14 protein-coding genes and 1 tRNA gene are annotated in these 14,629 nt (G+C 74.0%); 6 read left to right on the plus strand and 9 right to left on the minus strand.

Annotation, left to right across the window (positions count from 1 at the left end; translation table 11 throughout):
* The first annotated feature begins 26 nt into the window (after positions 1-26).
* Positions 27-1,793 (plus strand): PucR family transcriptional regulator, encoded by a 1,767-nt coding sequence (locus tag D476_RS0125770; RefSeq protein ID WP_338036262.1) that lies wholly within the window; start codon positions 27-29, stop codon positions 1,791-1,793.
* Between the two features lie 17 nt (positions 1,794-1,810).
* Here D476_RS0125770 and D476_RS0125775 read toward each other — a convergent pair.
* Together D476_RS0125775 and D476_RS0125780 are read right to left on the minus strand one after the other, a co-directional pair.
* A tRNA-Leu gene (locus D476_RS0125775) sits at positions 1,811-1,884 on the minus strand.
* A 109-nt stretch (positions 1,885-1,993) separates the two neighbouring features.
* The gene (locus tag D476_RS0125780; protein ID WP_017626799.1) at positions 1,994-3,376 is read right to left on the minus strand and encodes an NAD(P)/FAD-dependent oxidoreductase; all 1,383 of its coding nucleotides are present in this window, start codon (positions 3,374-3,376) and stop codon (positions 1,994-1,996) included.
* 376 nt (positions 3,377-3,752) lie between these two features.
* Here D476_RS0125780 and D476_RS0125790 point away from each other — a divergent pair, with 376 nt between their 5' ends.
* Both D476_RS0125790 and D476_RS0125795 read left to right on the plus strand, forming a co-directional pair.
* Positions 3,753-4,040, plus strand: coding sequence for a type II toxin-antitoxin system Phd/YefM family antitoxin (locus D476_RS0125790; protein WP_017626801.1), 288 nt, complete (start codon positions 3,753-3,755; stop codon positions 4,038-4,040).
* Positions 4,037-4,306, plus strand: a complete 270-nt coding sequence (locus D476_RS0125795; RefSeq protein WP_017626802.1) for a type II toxin-antitoxin system RelE family toxin — start codon at positions 4,037-4,039, stop codon at positions 4,304-4,306. Before D476_RS0125790 ends, D476_RS0125795 begins: the two co-directional genes overlap by 4 nt.
* An 11-nt stretch (positions 4,307-4,317) precedes the next feature.
* On the opposite strand, the gene D476_RS0125800 is transcribed toward D476_RS0125795, so the two are convergent.
* The 4 genes from D476_RS0125800 to eno form a co-directional block, all read right to left on the minus strand.
* Positions 4,318-5,334 (minus strand): Ppx/GppA phosphatase family protein, encoded by a 1,017-nt coding sequence (locus D476_RS0125800; protein WP_017626803.1) that lies wholly within the window; start codon positions 5,332-5,334, stop codon positions 4,318-4,320.
* Positions 5,331-5,957, minus strand: coding sequence for a DUF501 domain-containing protein (locus tag D476_RS0125805; RefSeq protein WP_017626804.1), 627 nt, complete (start codon positions 5,955-5,957; stop codon positions 5,331-5,333). Before D476_RS0125805 ends, D476_RS0125800 begins: the two co-directional genes overlap by 4 nt.
* A gap of 63 nt (positions 5,958-6,020) precedes the next feature.
* Positions 6,021-6,779, minus strand: coding sequence for an FtsB family cell division protein (locus D476_RS39410; RefSeq protein WP_017626805.1), 759 nt, complete (start codon positions 6,777-6,779; stop codon positions 6,021-6,023).
* 11 nt (positions 6,780-6,790) lie between these two features.
* Complete coding sequence (eno, locus tag D476_RS0125815; protein ID WP_017626806.1) at positions 6,791-8,074, minus strand: phosphopyruvate hydratase; 1,284 nt, start codon at positions 8,072-8,074, stop codon at positions 6,791-6,793.
* A 241-nt stretch (positions 8,075-8,315) separates the two neighbouring features.
* On the opposite strand from eno, the gene D476_RS34570 reads away from it, so the two are divergent.
* On the plus strand, positions 8,316-9,224 hold the full coding sequence (locus D476_RS34570) for a sulfite exporter TauE/SafE family protein (protein ID WP_017626807.1): 909 nt from the start codon (positions 8,316-8,318) through the stop codon (positions 9,222-9,224).
* A 28-nt stretch (positions 9,225-9,252) separates the two neighbouring features.
* On the opposite strand, the gene D476_RS0125825 is transcribed toward D476_RS34570, so the two are convergent.
* Positions 9,253-9,822 (minus strand): TetR/AcrR family transcriptional regulator, encoded by a 570-nt coding sequence (locus tag D476_RS0125825; protein ID WP_017626808.1) that lies wholly within the window; start codon positions 9,820-9,822, stop codon positions 9,253-9,255.
* Between the two features lie 169 nt (positions 9,823-9,991).
* On the opposite strand from D476_RS0125825, the gene D476_RS0125830 reads away from it, so the two are divergent.
* Both D476_RS0125830 and D476_RS34575 read left to right on the plus strand, forming a co-directional pair.
* Positions 9,992-11,209, plus strand: coding sequence for an FAD-dependent monooxygenase (locus tag D476_RS0125830; protein WP_017626809.1), 1,218 nt, complete (start codon positions 9,992-9,994; stop codon positions 11,207-11,209).
* A gap of 121 nt (positions 11,210-11,330) precedes the next feature.
* Positions 11,331-12,785 (plus strand): FtsW/RodA/SpoVE family cell cycle protein, encoded by a 1,455-nt coding sequence (locus D476_RS34575; protein WP_083939644.1) that lies wholly within the window; start codon positions 11,331-11,333, stop codon positions 12,783-12,785.
* Here D476_RS34575 and mazG read toward each other — a convergent pair.
* Both mazG and cysC read right to left on the minus strand, forming a co-directional pair.
* Positions 12,751-13,503, minus strand: a complete 753-nt coding sequence (gene mazG, locus D476_RS0125840; RefSeq protein ID WP_017626811.1) for a nucleoside triphosphate pyrophosphohydrolase — start codon at positions 13,501-13,503, stop codon at positions 12,751-12,753. The genes D476_RS34575 and mazG overlap by 35 nt on opposite strands.
* A 9-nt stretch (positions 13,504-13,512) precedes the next feature.
* Positions 13,513-14,629, minus strand: a 1,117-nt coding sequence (cysC, locus tag D476_RS34580) for an adenylyl-sulfate kinase (RefSeq protein ID WP_017626812.1), incomplete at its 5' end; no start/stop codon positions are given.

The raw sequence follows: 14,629 nt of genomic DNA on the forward strand, positions 1-14,629 counted from the left end.
GGTCGATACGACAAACTGATAGGGCCATGGACTTCAGCGACCACGCAACACCACAGCAGCCACATCCGCCACACGGTCCCGATGAAACCGGAGAAAACCCTGGTGTTCCCCTCCGCCAGCTGCTATTGGCGGTCGGCGACCCGCTGGTCGACGTGCTCGCCGCCCCCGCCGGGCTGGATGTGCGAGTGGACAACGTCGTCATCGCCGACCCCGAGGACGAGGTGGACGCCTTCGCCGGGGACCTCGTCCTGCTCATCGGCGCCCGCGGCGCGGCCGCCCGGCAGCTCGTGCGCGCCGCCGCCGAGCGCGGCGCCGCCGCCGTCGCGGTGAAGGTGAACGCCGCCGCGCGGGCCCAGGCCGAGGAGCCCAGCTACCCGCCGCCGCAGGGCTGGGGCGCGCCCGCCCCGGCCCGCCCCTCCGGCGACGAGGTCGGGCTGCTGCGCAGCGCCGCCCGCGAGGCCGGGGTGGCGCTGCTGGCGGTCCGCCCGGACGTGCGCTGGGACCAGCTCCAGGCGCTGTGCCGCAGCGTGGTCGACGACGCCCGGCTCACCGGCGAGACCGACCTGGGCGAGTCGGCCGGGGACCTGTTCTCGCTGGCGCAGACCATCGCCTCGCTCACCGGCGGCCTGGTGGCGATCGAGGACTCCGCCAGCCGGGTGCTGGCCTACTCCAGCGGCGAGGAGGTCGACGAGCTGCGGCGGCTGTCGGTGCTCGGCCGCCAGGGCCCCGAGCAGTACCTGGCGCTGCTGCGCGAGTGGGGGGTGTTCTCCCGGCTGCGCGCCGGGCACGAGGTGGTGCACGTCGCCGAGCACCCCGAACTGGGCATCCGGCCCCGCATGGCGGTGGGGGTGCACGCCGGGGACCAGCCGCTGGGCACCATCTGGGTGCAGAAGGGGGCGGCGCCCTTCGCCGAGGGCGCCGAGGAGGCGCTGCTCGGGGCGGCGCGCATCACCGCCCTGCACATGCTGCGCCACCGCACCGAGGTGACGGCGGGGCTGCGGCTGCGCGAAGACCTGCTGGCCGGGCTGCTGGAGGGCCGGATCGAGGCCGCCGCGCTGGCGGACTCGGTCGAGGTGTCCCCGGAGCGGCCGGCCCTGGTGGCGGCGTTCTCGCTGGGGGTCGGGCGCGGCCCCGTGTCCCAGCGCAACCGTTCGGGCCTGGAGCTGCAGCGCCGCCGGATGGCCGACCTGATCGCGGTGCACACCGCCGCCTACCGTAAGAACGCCCTGGTGACCGTGCTCGGCGGGCGGATCTACGTGCTCGTGCCCGACCTGCGCTCCCCGGCGGCGGCCGCCGAGGCCTCGGTGCTGGCGCTGGCCCGCAAGACGGTGGAGGCCGCACGCGGTCTGATCGGCTCGGGGGTGCAGGCGGCGGTGGGCTCCCCGGTGGAGTCGCCGGACGACATCGCGCAGTCCCGGCAGGAGGCCGACCGGGTGCTCGACGCCATGGGGCGCGACCTGGAGGCGGACGTGGCCACGATCGGGGACGTGCGGGCGCGGGTGCTGGTCGGCGAGACGCTGGCGCACCTGCGCGCCACCCCGGGCCTGCGCGACCCGCGGGTGGAGGCGCTGCTGCGGCACGACGCGCAGAGCGACTCGGACCTGGTCCGCTCGCTGCTGGCCTACCTGGAGGCCTTCGGCGACGTGCGGGCGGCCGCCGAGCGGCTGCACATCCATCCGAACACGCTGCGGTACCGGGTGCGCCGGGCCGAGTCGGTCAGCGGCATCGACCTCGCCGAACCGGACCAGCGCCTCTTCACCCACCTGCAGCTCCTGATGGAGCGCGAGCGGTGAGCCGGAGGGAGGGCGAGTGCCCCCGGTCGGACTCGAACCGACACTCGTGACCCTTTTAGGGGGCCTGCCTCTTCCATTGGGCTACGAGGGCGCGACCATCATACCGGTGGAGGTCGAATCCGCAGGATTCCCACCGCTTTGCGGGCCCACACGGCCGAAAACGGCCCCCGCCCCCCCCCCCGNNGGCCCACGGATCCGGGTCAGCTCACCCGGCGCAGCAGGCGGCCGTTCTCGACCGGCTGCGGCTGGGCGGCCTCCTCGAAGGCCTGGCGCGGCTCGCCCATCTCGGGCAGGGCCGCGTAGTCGCGGCGCAGGAACAGGCCGAGCGTCCAGTCGGCCAGCACCCGCATCTTGCGGTTGAAGGTCGGCACCGCGAACAGGTGGTAGGCGCGGTGCGCGTACCAGGCCATCCGCCCGTTGAGCTTGATCCTGCCGAACAGCTGGGCCGCGCCCTTGTGCAGGCCGAGTCCGGCCACCGCGCCCAGGTTGTCGTGCCGGTAGGCGGTCATCTTCTTACCGCGCACCGCCGCGATGACGTTGTCGGCGAGCACCGGGGCCTGGCGGACCGCGTTCTGGGCGTTCGGCGGGTAGAAGCCGCCCTTGCCGTCGGGCACCTGGGCGTTGTCGCCGCCCGCGAAGGCGCCCTCCACGCCGTTGACGGTCAGGTACTCGCTGGTGTCGACGTGCCCCTTGGGGCCCAGCGGCAGGTCGCTCGCCGAGACCACCGGGTTGGGCTTGACCCCGGCGGTCCACACCAGGGTCCCGGCCTCGAACTCGGTGCCGTCGCTGAGCTTGATGACCTGCTTCTCGGCCGACTCCAGGAAGGTCTTCAGCCGCACGTCCACGCCGCGGCGCTTGAGCTGGTTGAGCGCCTTGGTGCCGACCTCGGGCCCGACCTCGGGCAGGATCTTGTCGGCCGCCTCGATCAGGTAGAAGCGCAGGTCGTCGACGCTGATCGAGGGGTAGATCCGGGTGGCGTCCCGGGCCAGGTCCTCCAGCTCGGCGATGGCCTCGGCACCGGCGAACCCGCCGCCGACGAACACGAAGTTGAGCGCCTTGCGGCGGATCGCCTCGTCGTCGGTGGAGTCGGCGATGTTGAGCTGCTCCAGCACGTGGTTGCGCAGGTAGGCCGCCTCTTCGACGGTCTTGATGCCGATGCCCCACTCGGCCAGGCCGGGGATGGGCAGGGTGCGCGAGACCGCGCCGGCCGCCATGACGAGGTAGTCGTAGGAGATCTCGCGGGGCTCGCCGACCTCGGGCTCGAAGCCGATCGTGCGCCCGGTGTGGTCGATGCTGACCACGTGGCCGGTGAGCACCTTCGTCCGCTTGAAGACCTTGCGCAGCGGCACCACCACGTTGCGCGGGTTGATGCTGCCCGCCGCGGCCTCGGGGAGGAAGGGCTGGTAGGTCATGTAGGAGTTGGGGTCGACCACCGTGATGCGCGCCTCGCCGGCGCCGAGCTTCTTCTCCAGCCGCAGCGCGGTGTACATGCCCAGGTAACCGCCGCCGACGATGAGGATGTGCGGGATCTCCGCCTCATCGCCGCCGCCGTGGACCAGCCGGTAGTTCCTGCTCTCGGTCATCGCATATCCGCCCTAAAGTCCCGTTCCCCGCCCCTGGCCAGGGGTGTGAAGATCGGTAAGTCTTCGTTGACTGGCATATCCCCGTCGTATTCCGACCGGAAAGTTCGCGTTCGTTGCCTCGGCGTGGAGCTCGCCCTCCTCGCCGCCTGCTTGTGCATTCTTTCACAAGCGGTTCCCGACAGGGAAGCGCCGATCGTGAAAGGTTTAGACCATCATAAAGCCGACGTCGGGCCCATCGTCCCTGCTCAGGCCGTATGTTACGGCTTTCACACAGGTCAGGCGGGTGACACGGCTCACCTGCCCGACCTGATGCGACGCCCCCCTCATCGACGCCACACGATGCCGCCGCGGATCACCCTCGTGTGTACACGAAACTGTGTACACCATCCTCATGGCTGAGAACACTGTGACCGTGCGGGAGGCCCGCGCGCATCTCGCGGACCACATCAACCAGGCCGAGGAAGGCACTCCGACGGTCATCACGCGCAACGGCGCACCGGTGGCGGCCGTGGTTCCGATCGCGGACTTCGAAGCACTGGAGGACGCGGCCGACGTGATGCTGGCGCGTGAAGCCGAAGGGGTCCTGGCCGAAGGCGGCCCCACCGTGACGATGGCGGAACTGCTGGCAGACCTGTTCACCGAGGGTGGCGGCGAGGCGGCGTGAAGTACGCCTTCCGGTTCACCACGGCCGCACAACGGCAGCTCCGATCCATCAGCCGGCACGATGCCATGCGCATCCTGACCGCACTGACCGCGATCGGCGACGACCCGTACCGCGAGGACGCCGACGTCGAGAAGCTCACCGGCCCATCGGGGCTCTACCGGCTCCGGGTCGGAAGCTACCGGGTCGCCTACCGGATCGATGACGGGGAACTCGTCATCCTCGTCGTCAAGGTGGGCGACCGGCGGGACGCCTACCGCAACCTGTAGCGCCCCGCCTCTCACTCCCCGGCGGCCCCGGAGGGGTCGGACAGGCCCAGGCACAGGCCCCACACGATGCCGTCGAGGATGTCGTGCTCGCCCGCGTAGAAGGAGTCGGCCCCGGTGCGCGCCAGGACCCGGTCCAGGATCAGTGCGCCCGCGCCGATCACGTCCACCCGGCCCGGGTGCATCACCCCCAGCTCCGCGCGGCGCTCGTGCGGCATGGACAGCAGCTCGCGGGCGATCTGCCCGGTCCGCTCGGCGGTGACCCGGGTCAGGTGGATCCGCTCGGAGTCGTACTCGGGCAGGTCCAGGGCGATCCCGGCCACGGTGGTCGCGGTCCCGGCCACGCACACCACGGTCGCCGCCTCCCCGATCGGCACCGCCTGGGCCGCCTCGTCCAGGGCCGCGTCGATGTCCGCGGTGGCGGCGGCCACCTGCCCGGCGGTGGGCGGGTCGGCGGACAGGTGGCGCTCGGTCATCCGCACGCAGCCGATGTCCACCGAACGGGCGGCCCGCACCACGCCCTCGGCCCCCTCCCCGTCCCGCGCGTGCCCCAGGACGAACTCGGTGGAGCCGCCGCCGATGTCGACGACCAGGTAGGGGCGGGGGTGGCCGCCGCCCTCCTCCTCGGCCTCCAGCTCGGCGGTGGCGCCGACGAAGGAGAGCCCGGCCTCCTCCTCGCCGCTGATCACCTCGGGCTCGACGCCGATGATCTCCCGCACCCCGGAGGTGAACTCCTCCCGGTTGGCGGCGTCGCGGGTGGCGCTGGTGGCGACCATGCGCACGTGCTCGGCGTCGAACGGCACCCCGTGCTCGCGCATCAGCTTGGCGTAGGTGCGCAGCGCCTCGAAGGTGCGCTCCAGGGCCTCGGGGGCGAAGGCGCCCGTGCGGTCCACGCCCTGGCCCAGGCGCACGATCTCCATCCGGCGCTCCAGGTCGAGCAGGCCGACCTCGTCGCCGTCGTGCACGGCGACGTCGCTGATGAGCAGGCGGATGGAGTTGGTTCCGCAGTCGATGGCGGCCACGGTGGTCACGGTCGGCCTCCCCCAGAGGTGTCCTCGCTGTCCGGGCCGGTGCACACGCACGGCCCCTTCTCCCACCAGTCCGGGAGGGCGTCCAGCGCCTCCCGGCCGATGGGGTTGGTCCCCGGCTCGGCCAGCTCGTGGGCGGCCAGGGCGTGCAGGCACTTGACGCGGTCGGGCATGCCCCCGGCGCTCTGCATGCCGCGCGGCAGCGGCTCCAGGCCGTCGGCGGCGGCCTGCTCGTCGCGCGCGGCGATGTAGGCCTCGTGCGCCGCCCGGTAGCCCTCGCTCAGCTCGGGCTCCTCCCCCAGGCGCTCCTGCATCCGCCGCATCGCGCCGCCGCCCTCCAGCGAGCCGATCGCCGAGTTCGCGCGCGGGCAGGTCAGGTAGTACAGCGTGGGGAAGGGCGAGCCGTCCTCCAGCCGGGGCGCGGTGCGCACCACGTCGGGCAGCCCGCACGGGCACCGGTGGGCGACGGCGCGCAGCCCCCGCGGGGCGCGGCCGAGCTGGCGTTCGACGGCCTGCACGTCCCGAGGGTGCACGGCCTGCGGGGAGACGGTCTCGGAAGAGGCGGCCGCAGGGGGCGCGTCCCCCTGCGCGGCGCGGCCGCCGGTGGTGTGGTCTGCGGAAGTCATGGCGGTCTCAGGTTAGCCGGTGCTCGGGTGCGGACCGTGCCGTGCGCCTGCGGGGGCCGCGGCTCAGCGGCCCGGCGGCTGCGCCTCGGGGATGCGCTCCCGGTCGGCGCCCGGATCGTCGGCGGCCTCCACCGACTTCCACAGCTTGGTGAACCAGGGGTCCTCGGGGGTCTGCGCGCCCTGCTCCCCGTACTCGGGGTCGTCGCCGGAGACGACGACATAGGCCTGCTCGCCGGGGTACTGGTAGTGCAGCCGGGTGCGGGCCTCGCGCTCGATGTGGTCGGGGTCCCTGAGCTGCTCCCTGCGCTCCTGGAGCTCCTCGACGCCCTCCTTGCGCTCGGCGAGCTCGTCGCGGAGCTGGGCGATCTCGGAGCGCTGCGCGACGTACTCGCGCAGCGGGTAGGCCAGGCTCAGCGCGATGGCGCACACCACCAAGGCGAGGATGGCGGCGCGGCTGGTGAGCGCGGGGCGCAGCCCCCGGCGCCCGCCCGACCCCTTTCCGGCGCCCTTGGCCGCACCCTTGGCGGCGCTCCCCGCCGGCGCGCTCTTCGCGGACGCCTTCTTGGGGGGCGCCTTCTTCGCGCCGTCCTTCTTGCCCTCGTCCTTCTTCGCCCCGTCCTTGGACGGAGCCTTGCCCGCGGACGGGCGGCCCGGCGCGTCGGCCGCCCGTCCGCGGGCACCGGAGGCCCGGGGCCCCGTCGTCGGGCCGCCGCGGGCGCGTGCGCCCCCGGCGGAACGGGGCCCCGGGCCGTCCCCCGCGCGCCGCGGCCCGCCGCCGCGCGAAGAGGACGGCCGTTTCGGCTTCTCCGGCTCCTTGGGCATGGGCAGGCAGCCTAGCCCTGGGCCTTGAAGCGCGGGAAGGCCGACGCGCCCGCGTAGATGGCGGCCTCGTCCAGCTCCTCCTCGATGCGCAGCAGCTGGTTGTACTTGGCCACGCGCTCGCTGCGGGCCATGGCGCCGGTCTTGATCTGGCCGGCGTTGGTGGCCACCGCGATGTCGGCGATGGTGGTGTCCTCGGTCTCGCCGGAGCGGTGCGAGATCATCGCCGTGTAGCCGTTGCGCTGGGCCAGCGCGACCGCGTCCAGGGCCTCGGAGAGCGTGCCGATCTGGTTGACCTTGACCAGCAGCGAGTTGCCCGCGCCCTCGTCGATGCCGCGCTGCAGCCGCTCGGGGTTGGTGACGAACAGGTCGTCGCCGACGAGCTGCACCTTGGCGCCGACGGAGGCGGTGAGGGCGGCCCAGCCCTTCCAGTCCTCCTCGTCCAGCGGGTCCTCGATGGAGACCAGCGGGTAGGCGTCGACCAGCTCGGCGTAGTAGGCGTTCATCTCCTCGGCCGAGCGCTCGGAGCCCTCGAAGCGGTAGACGCCGTCCTCGTAGAACTCCGAGGCCGCCGCGTCCAGGGCCAGCGCGATGTCGGTGCCGGGGGTGTACCCGGCCTTGCGGATGGCCTCGACGATCAGGTCCAGCGCGGCCCGGTTGCTGTCCAGGTCCGGGGCGAAGCCGCCCTCGTCGCCGACGCCGGTGGACAGGCCGTGGCTCTTGAGCACCGACTTGAGGGCGTGGTAGACCTCGGCGCCCCAGCGCACGGCCTCGCGGAAGCTCGGCGCGCCGATCGGCGCGATCATGAACTCCTGGATGTCGACGTTGTTGTCGGCGTGCTCCCCGCCGTTGAGGATGTTCATCATCGGCACCGGGAGCACGTGCGCGTTGGGGCCGCCCAGGTAGCGGAAGAGCGGCAGGCCCGCGGCCTCGGCGGCGGCGTGCGCGACGGCCAGCGAGGCGCCGAGGATGGCGTTGGCCCCGATCCGGGACTTGTTCGGGGTGCCGTCCAGGTCGATCAGCGCCCGGTCGATCATCCGCTGCTCCTCGGGGGCGAACCCGAGCAGCTCGTCGGCCACCTCGTCGTTGACGGCCGTGACGGCCTTCTCCACGCCCTTGCCGCCGTAGCGCTCGCCCCCGTCGCGCAGCTCCACGGCCTCGAACCGCCCGGTGGAGGCACCGCTGGGCACCGCGGCGCGGGCGGTCGTCCCGTCGTCGAGCAGGACCTCGACCTCGACCGTCGGATTCCCGCGGGAGTCAAGGATCTCTCGCGCCTGTACTGCCTCGATCGACGACACCGTCGTCCTCCTTCTTCGTTCACTGGCGGACCGCCCCCGAGCCTAGCGACCCGCGCACCCCCCGGGCGCGGGGGCGGCCCGGAAATCCCCGGCGCCACCTGGGGCGTGTTCCGGTGTCCGGCGTGTCGCCCCTTGCCCCGCCCCGCCCACTGTGCCTACTATTCCCACTAACTAAGTAGGAGAAAGAGGCTGCGGCGGACCGCGGCGGCCCCGTCCCGGACACCGTCACCGAAGGCGCGCGATGCAGACCTTGATCCTCCTCGGGCTCGTCGGACTGGCCGCCCAGCTCATCAACGGCAGCCTGGGCATGGGCTACGGCGTCACCTCCACCACCCTGCTGCTCATGGTCGGCACCAGCCCCGCCGTCGCCTCGGCCACCGTCAACCTCTCCCAGGTCGGCTCGCAGCTCGCCTCGGGGTTCGCGCACTGGCGGTTCGGCAACGTCGACCGGCACGTGGTGCTGCGCATCGCCGCGCCCGGAGCCGTCGGGGCGTTCGCCGGGGCGCTGCTGCTCAGCCGCCTGTCCGCCGACGCGGCGGGCCCGCTGATGTCCACCATCCTGCTCGCGCTGGGGCTGTACCTGCTGCTCCGGTTCACCCTGCGGGACCTGCCGCGCCCCACCGGCGCGCGCCCGCTGAGCACCGCCTTCCTGGCCCCGCTCGGGCTGGTGGCCGGGTTCATGAACTCCACCGGCGGCGGGGGCTGGGGGCCGGTCGGCACGACCGCGCTGCTGGCCACCGGCCGCCTGGAGCCGCGCAAGGTGATCGGGTCGATCAGCGTGGGCGAGTTCGCCGTGGTGCTGGCGGGCAGCCTCGGCTTCGCGGTCGGCCTGGGCCTGGGCGGGATCGACTTCGCGTGGGTGGGGGTCATGCTGCTGGGCGGGCTGCTGGCCGCGCCCGTGGCCGCGTGGCTGGCCCGCTCGGTGCCCGCACGGCCGCTGGGGGCCATGGTCGGCGGGCTCATCGTGCTCACCAACACCGGCGTGGTGCTCGGCGCCGACTGGGCGCAGCTGCCCCCGGTGCCCACCTACGCGCTCTACGCCGGGATCCTGCTGGCGTGGGCGGCGGCGGTCGCGCACTGCTGGCGGCTGCACTTCGCCGAGCGCCGGGAGGCCGGGGCGCGCGCGGAGGAGCCCGCGGCGGCGGGGTGAACGCTCCCGCCCGCCGCCGGGAAGGCGGTCAGGACGCCGGGAGGTCGAGGGCGCGGAGGGCGCCCTCGACGACGATGGAGCGCAGGTCGGCGCCCTCGCCCGCCGTGTCCGGCCCTTCGGCGTCCCCGGCCATGATCGCCGCGTCCTGCAGACCGCCGATGGCCAGCACCGCCAGCGCGCGCTGCCGGTGCGTGGGATCGGCCCCGAAGATCAGGCGGAGCAGGCGCTCCCGCCAGTCGAAGAGCCTGGGGACCACGTCGCCCAGGTCGGCCAGGGCGGCGGTGTCGGCGATGACCGCCTGGAACAGCGTCCCGTGGCGGCGCGCGGTGTCGTAGAACGCCTCCAAGGCGTGCCGCGGGGTGACGCCGGGCTGTTCCTCCAGCTCGCGGACGGTGCGGTCCCCGTCGTCGAGCATGGGCGCGACCATGTCGGCCAGCAGGTCCTGCTTGGACCGGAAGTGGTAGTAGAGCGCCGCCTTGGTGATGCCCAGCCCTTCGGCGATCTCCCGCAGGCTGGTCCCGGTGTAGCCCTTCTGCGCGAACAGCTCCAGCGCCGTCTCACGGATCTCGGCCCGGGTGTCGGTCCGCTGTCTGGGCACGCGCGCCCCTCCCCTGCTCTGTTCCGGTCGCTTCGAGGGCGATCCTATCCGCCTGCCGGTCGGTAAGTAGCCTGTCGCCCGGTAAGTTACTTGCCGCCCGGCTAGTTGACCGGATAGCGTCGCCCGTACCGGGCCGCGGCGTGCGGCCCCGATGCGAAAGGAGTGCGTCATGGCACGCACCGTCTGCATCTCCGGCGCGGGCATCGCCGGACCCGCCCTCGCCTACTGGCTCCGGGGGATGGGCATGCGCCCCACCGTCATCGAACGCGCGCCGCAGCTGCGCACCGGCGGCTGGGCGGTCGACGTGCGCGGCGCCGCCATCACCGTCGCCGAGCGCATGGGCCTGGCCGAGGCGTTCCGCGCCGCCTCCGACAACCTGCGCGGTCTGGACCTGGTCGACGCGCGCGGGCGCACCCGCGCCGCCGCCGGGACCGAGCTGACCTCCTCCAGCCCGGACGACCTGGAGATCCGGCGCACCGCCCTGAGCCGGACCGTCTTCGACGCCGCCCAGGACGGGGTCGAGTACGTCTTCGGGGACTCCGTCACCGCCGTCGGCGACGACGGCGACCGCGTCCGGGTGTCCTTCGCCGAGTCGGCGCCGCGCGACTTCGACCTGCTGGTGGCCGCCGACGGGCTGCACTCCAACGTGCGCCGCCTGGTGTTCGGCCCCGAGGAGCGGTACCTGCGCTTCCTCAAGGCGCACGTGTCCATCTTCGACCTGCCCAACCGGTTCGGCCTGGACCACAAGGCCGTCCTGCACAGCGACCCCGGCCGCACGATCGGCCTGTACGCCGGGGACCCGAACGGCCCCGCACAGGCGTTCCTGGGCTTCCGGTCGCGTGCCGAGGCCGCCTCACGGCTGCCCGACGCCGCCTCCCGCATCCGGTACCTGCGTGCCCGCTACTCCGGCATGGGATGGAGGGCCCCGGAGATCCTGGACGCCCTCGACGGCACCGACGACCTCTACTTCGACTCCATCGCCCAGGTACGCATGGAGGGCTGGTCGAAGGGGCGCACGGTACTGCTCGGCGACGCCGCCCACTGCCCCTCCCCGCTCTCCGGGCAGGGGTCGAGCCTGGCGCTGGTCGGGGCCTACGTGCTGGCCGGGGAGCTGGCCGCCGCCGGGGGCGACCACCGCCGCGCCTTCCCCGCCTACGAGGAGGCCATGCGCGGCTTCGTCCGGCGCAACCAGGCGATCGCCACCAACGGAATGCCGTTCCTGGTCCCCCGCGACCGCGTGCAGATCCTCCTGCGCGACGCCGCGGTCCGGCTCGGGCCGCGCCTGCCCGCCCTGAACCGGCTCAGCGGGGGCATCCGCAAGGCGGCCAACGCGATCGGTCTCAAGGACTATCCGCTCACCGCATCCGCCGCCGCATCCGGGCGCTGAGGCCCCGATCCTCCCGTTTTCGGCCGCGCCTGCGGGGAACACCATGACCGCCTGCCTATAGTTCGATACCGTCCGGCTCCCCTCGCCGGAAGTACGAGAGTCCGGACCCCAGCGAGGCGGTATGGCCAGACCCGGAGCAGCGGCCGGATCAGGAGCGGCGGCACCGCGGCCGCGCCGTACCGAGGCATGGCTGCTCGCCGCCGCCTTCGGCGTGTACGTGCTCGGCATGTGCACCGCCGGGTGGCAGACCACCGGCGCGGTGCCCGACCGCCTCCCGCTGCAGGCCGCCCTGTTCGGCGCCTCGGTCCTGGCCGCGCACCTGGCGGTGCGCTTCCTGGCCCCCTGCGCCGACCCGCTGCTGCTGCCGCTGGCCGCCGTGCTCACCGGCACGGGGCTGACCATGATCTGGGCGCTGGACGGCTCCGAGGGCCACGGCGAGGCCTGGCGCCAGCTCATGTGGGCGGTCATCGGGACGGCCGGGTGCCTGGCCGTGGTGCTGGCGGTGGCCCGCCCCCGGCGGCTGCAGCGCTACCCCTACCTGCTGGCGGTCGGCGGGCTGGTCCTGCTCCTGCTGCCGATGGTGCCCGGCCTGGGCACCGAGCTGTACGGGGCGCGGCGCTGGGTCGCGGTGTCCGGGTACACCGTGCAGCCCTCGGAGTTCGCCAAGCTGCCGCTGATCGTGTTCCTCGCCGCCTACCTGGGGCAGAAGCGCGAGGTGCTGGCGGCGGCCGGGCGCCAGATCACCGTCCGCGGCGTCAAGGTGTTCAGCCTGCCGCGCATGCGCCACCTGGGGCCTATGACCGTGGCCTGGGGGTTCGCGATCCTGGTGCTGGTGGGCACCAAGGACCTGGGCACCTCGCTGCTGCTGTACCTGGTCTTCCTGGCCATGCTCTACGCCGCCACCGGGCGCAAGTCCTGGGTGGGCATCGGGCTGGTGATGTTCGCCGCCGGGGCGACCGCGGCCTGGTGGCTCTTCCCGCACGTGCGCCAGCGGGTCGACATCTGGCTCAACGGCTTCGACCCGGAGGTGTACAACGCCCCGGCGGGCGGCAGCTACCAGCTCGTGCAGGGCCTGTTCGCGCTGGCCGCCGGCGGGCTGACCGGCACCGGCCTGGGCGCCGGGCGGGCCGGGGAGATCTTCGCCGCCGACAGCGACCTGATCCTGGTCAGCATCGGCGAGAAGCTGGGCCTGACCGGGCTGATGGCGGTGCTGGTGCTGCTGGCCCTGCTGGTCGAGCGGGCGGCGCGGACCGCGCTGGCGGCCCGGGAGGTGTTCACCAAGCTGCTGGTGACCGGGTTCGCGATGCTCTTCGCGTTCCAGGTGTTCGTGGTGGCCGGGGGCGTCACCCGTCTCATCCCGCTCACCGGGATGACTACGCCCTTCCTGGCCGCGGGCGGCTCGTCGCTGGTGTCGAGCTGGCTGGTGATCGGGCTCTGGCTGCGGGTGAGCGACGCCTGCCGGCGGCCCCCGCCCGACCCGGGGCCCGGGCCGGAGCAGGAGGCCACCGAGCTGATCGCGCTGCCCGCCCGGGCCGACGGGGTCAGTCCCAGTACCGGCGCCACTCCTCGGCGCTGAGCCCGCGGGGGTCCCGGCCGTCGGCGCGGGCGCGGGCCTCGGCCGCGCGGACCCGGGCGTCGAAGCGGCGGGCGGCGGTCCGCAGGTCCATCTCCGGGTCGCCCCCGGCGCGGCGGTCGGCGTCCACGGCGGCGAACAGCTCCCCGCCGGGCCCCTCCCCCGCGTCCACCAGGTCCCCGGGCAGCCCGTTGCGCACGGCCCGCTTCTGCAGCTCGTAGGCGAGCAGCGCGGCGGGCTGGGCGAAGGGCACGCCCTCCAGCACCGAGGCGTCGTGCTCGCCCTTCCCGGCCCGCTCCGCGGCCTTGATGCGCTCCCAGTTGCCGCGCACCTCCTCCGCGCCGTCGACCCGGGTGCCCGCGAAGACGTGCGGGTGGCGGCGGACCAGCTTGTCGACGATGCCGTCGGCGACGTCGTCGAGCGTGAAGCCCTCGGCGCCGCGCTCCTCGGCGATGCGGGCGTGGAAGACCACCTGGAGCAGCACGTCGCCCAGCTCCTCGCGGAGGGTGGCGTACTCGCCGCGCTCGATGGTCTCCAGCGTCTCGTAGGCCTCCTCGATGAGGTACTTGGCCAGCGACTCGTGCGTCTGCTCGGCATCCCAGGGACAGCGCCGCCGCAGCTCGTCCATGGTCGCGACGAGCGCCTGCACCCGGTGGCCCGGCGCCACTCCCGGCTCGGGGGACGACGCCTCGGAACCGGCTTCGGGGGACTCGGTGCCCATATGCTCCTCTCAGTCGCGCTCGGCGCCGTCCGGCCCACCCGGCAGCCAGCCCCCGGCGCGCAGCGCCGTGAGCACCTCGGCCGCCGAGTCGGCGGGGTCCTGCCCGGTGGTGTCCAGTACCAGGTCGGCGTCGGCGGGCTCCTCATAGGGGTCGGAGATCCCGGTGAAGGCGGGGATCTCGCCTGCTCTGGCCTTGGCGTACAGGCCCTTGCGGTCGCGCCGCTCGCACTCGTGGAGCGGGGTGGCCACATGGACGAGGAAGAAGTCGCCGTTCTCCTCGACCATGGCGCGCACCTCGGCCCGGGTGGCGGCGTACGGCGCGATCGGGGCGCACACGGCCACGCCGCCGTGGCGGGTGATCTCCGAGGCGACGTATCCGATCCGGCGCACGTTCATGTCGCGGTCCTCCCGCGAGAAGGTGAGGCCCTTGGAGAGCATGCGCCGCACCACGTCCCCGTCCAGCAGCGTCAGCGTCCGGCCGGAGCGGCGGATCCCTTCGGCGACCGCGCGCGCGACGGTGGACTTGCCCGACCCGGACAGGCCGGTGAACAGCACGGTCAGCCCGCGGCGGGTGCGGGCCGGGCGCAGCCGCGCCAGCTCGGCCGCCACCCGCGCGGGGGTGAACCACGCGGGCAGGGTGCGGCCCCGCGCCAGCATCTCCTCCACCTCCCGGGCGGAGGGCTCGTCGGCGGCGTCGCCCTCCTCGACCTCGTCGGCGGGGCGCCAGGCCCCCTTGGCGGTGTCGTAGCGCCACGGCCCCGGGTCGACCACCGGCAGCGGGGAGGCGCCGTCCACTCCGCCGTCGCCGTCGCCGAACAGGTGGGTGGCGCCGAAGGCGCGGGCGACGTAGGGCGCCACCCGGTCGCCGTCGGCGCCGGACGGCAGGGTCAGCGCAGCGGTCCAGGTGCGCGGCGGCAGCAGCGGCTCGGCGGCCAGCACCGCCGGGGCCCGCCCCTGGGACTCCAGCGGCACGTCCACCAGCAGCAGCACCTCGGCCGGGGCGCCGTCGCCGATCCGGTCGGCGGCGGCGCGGATGCGGGCGAGCGCCCGGTGGTGCAGCGGCCCCCGGGCCACCACGGCCAGCAGCGGGCCGGCCGGGCCCTGGGCCTCGCGGCGGGGCCCCCGC

Source organism: Nocardiopsis chromatogenes YIM 90109 (genome assembly GCF_000341185.1).
GTDB classification, from domain to species: domain Bacteria; phylum Actinomycetota; class Actinomycetes; order Streptosporangiales; family Streptosporangiaceae; genus Nocardiopsis_A; species Nocardiopsis_A chromatogenes.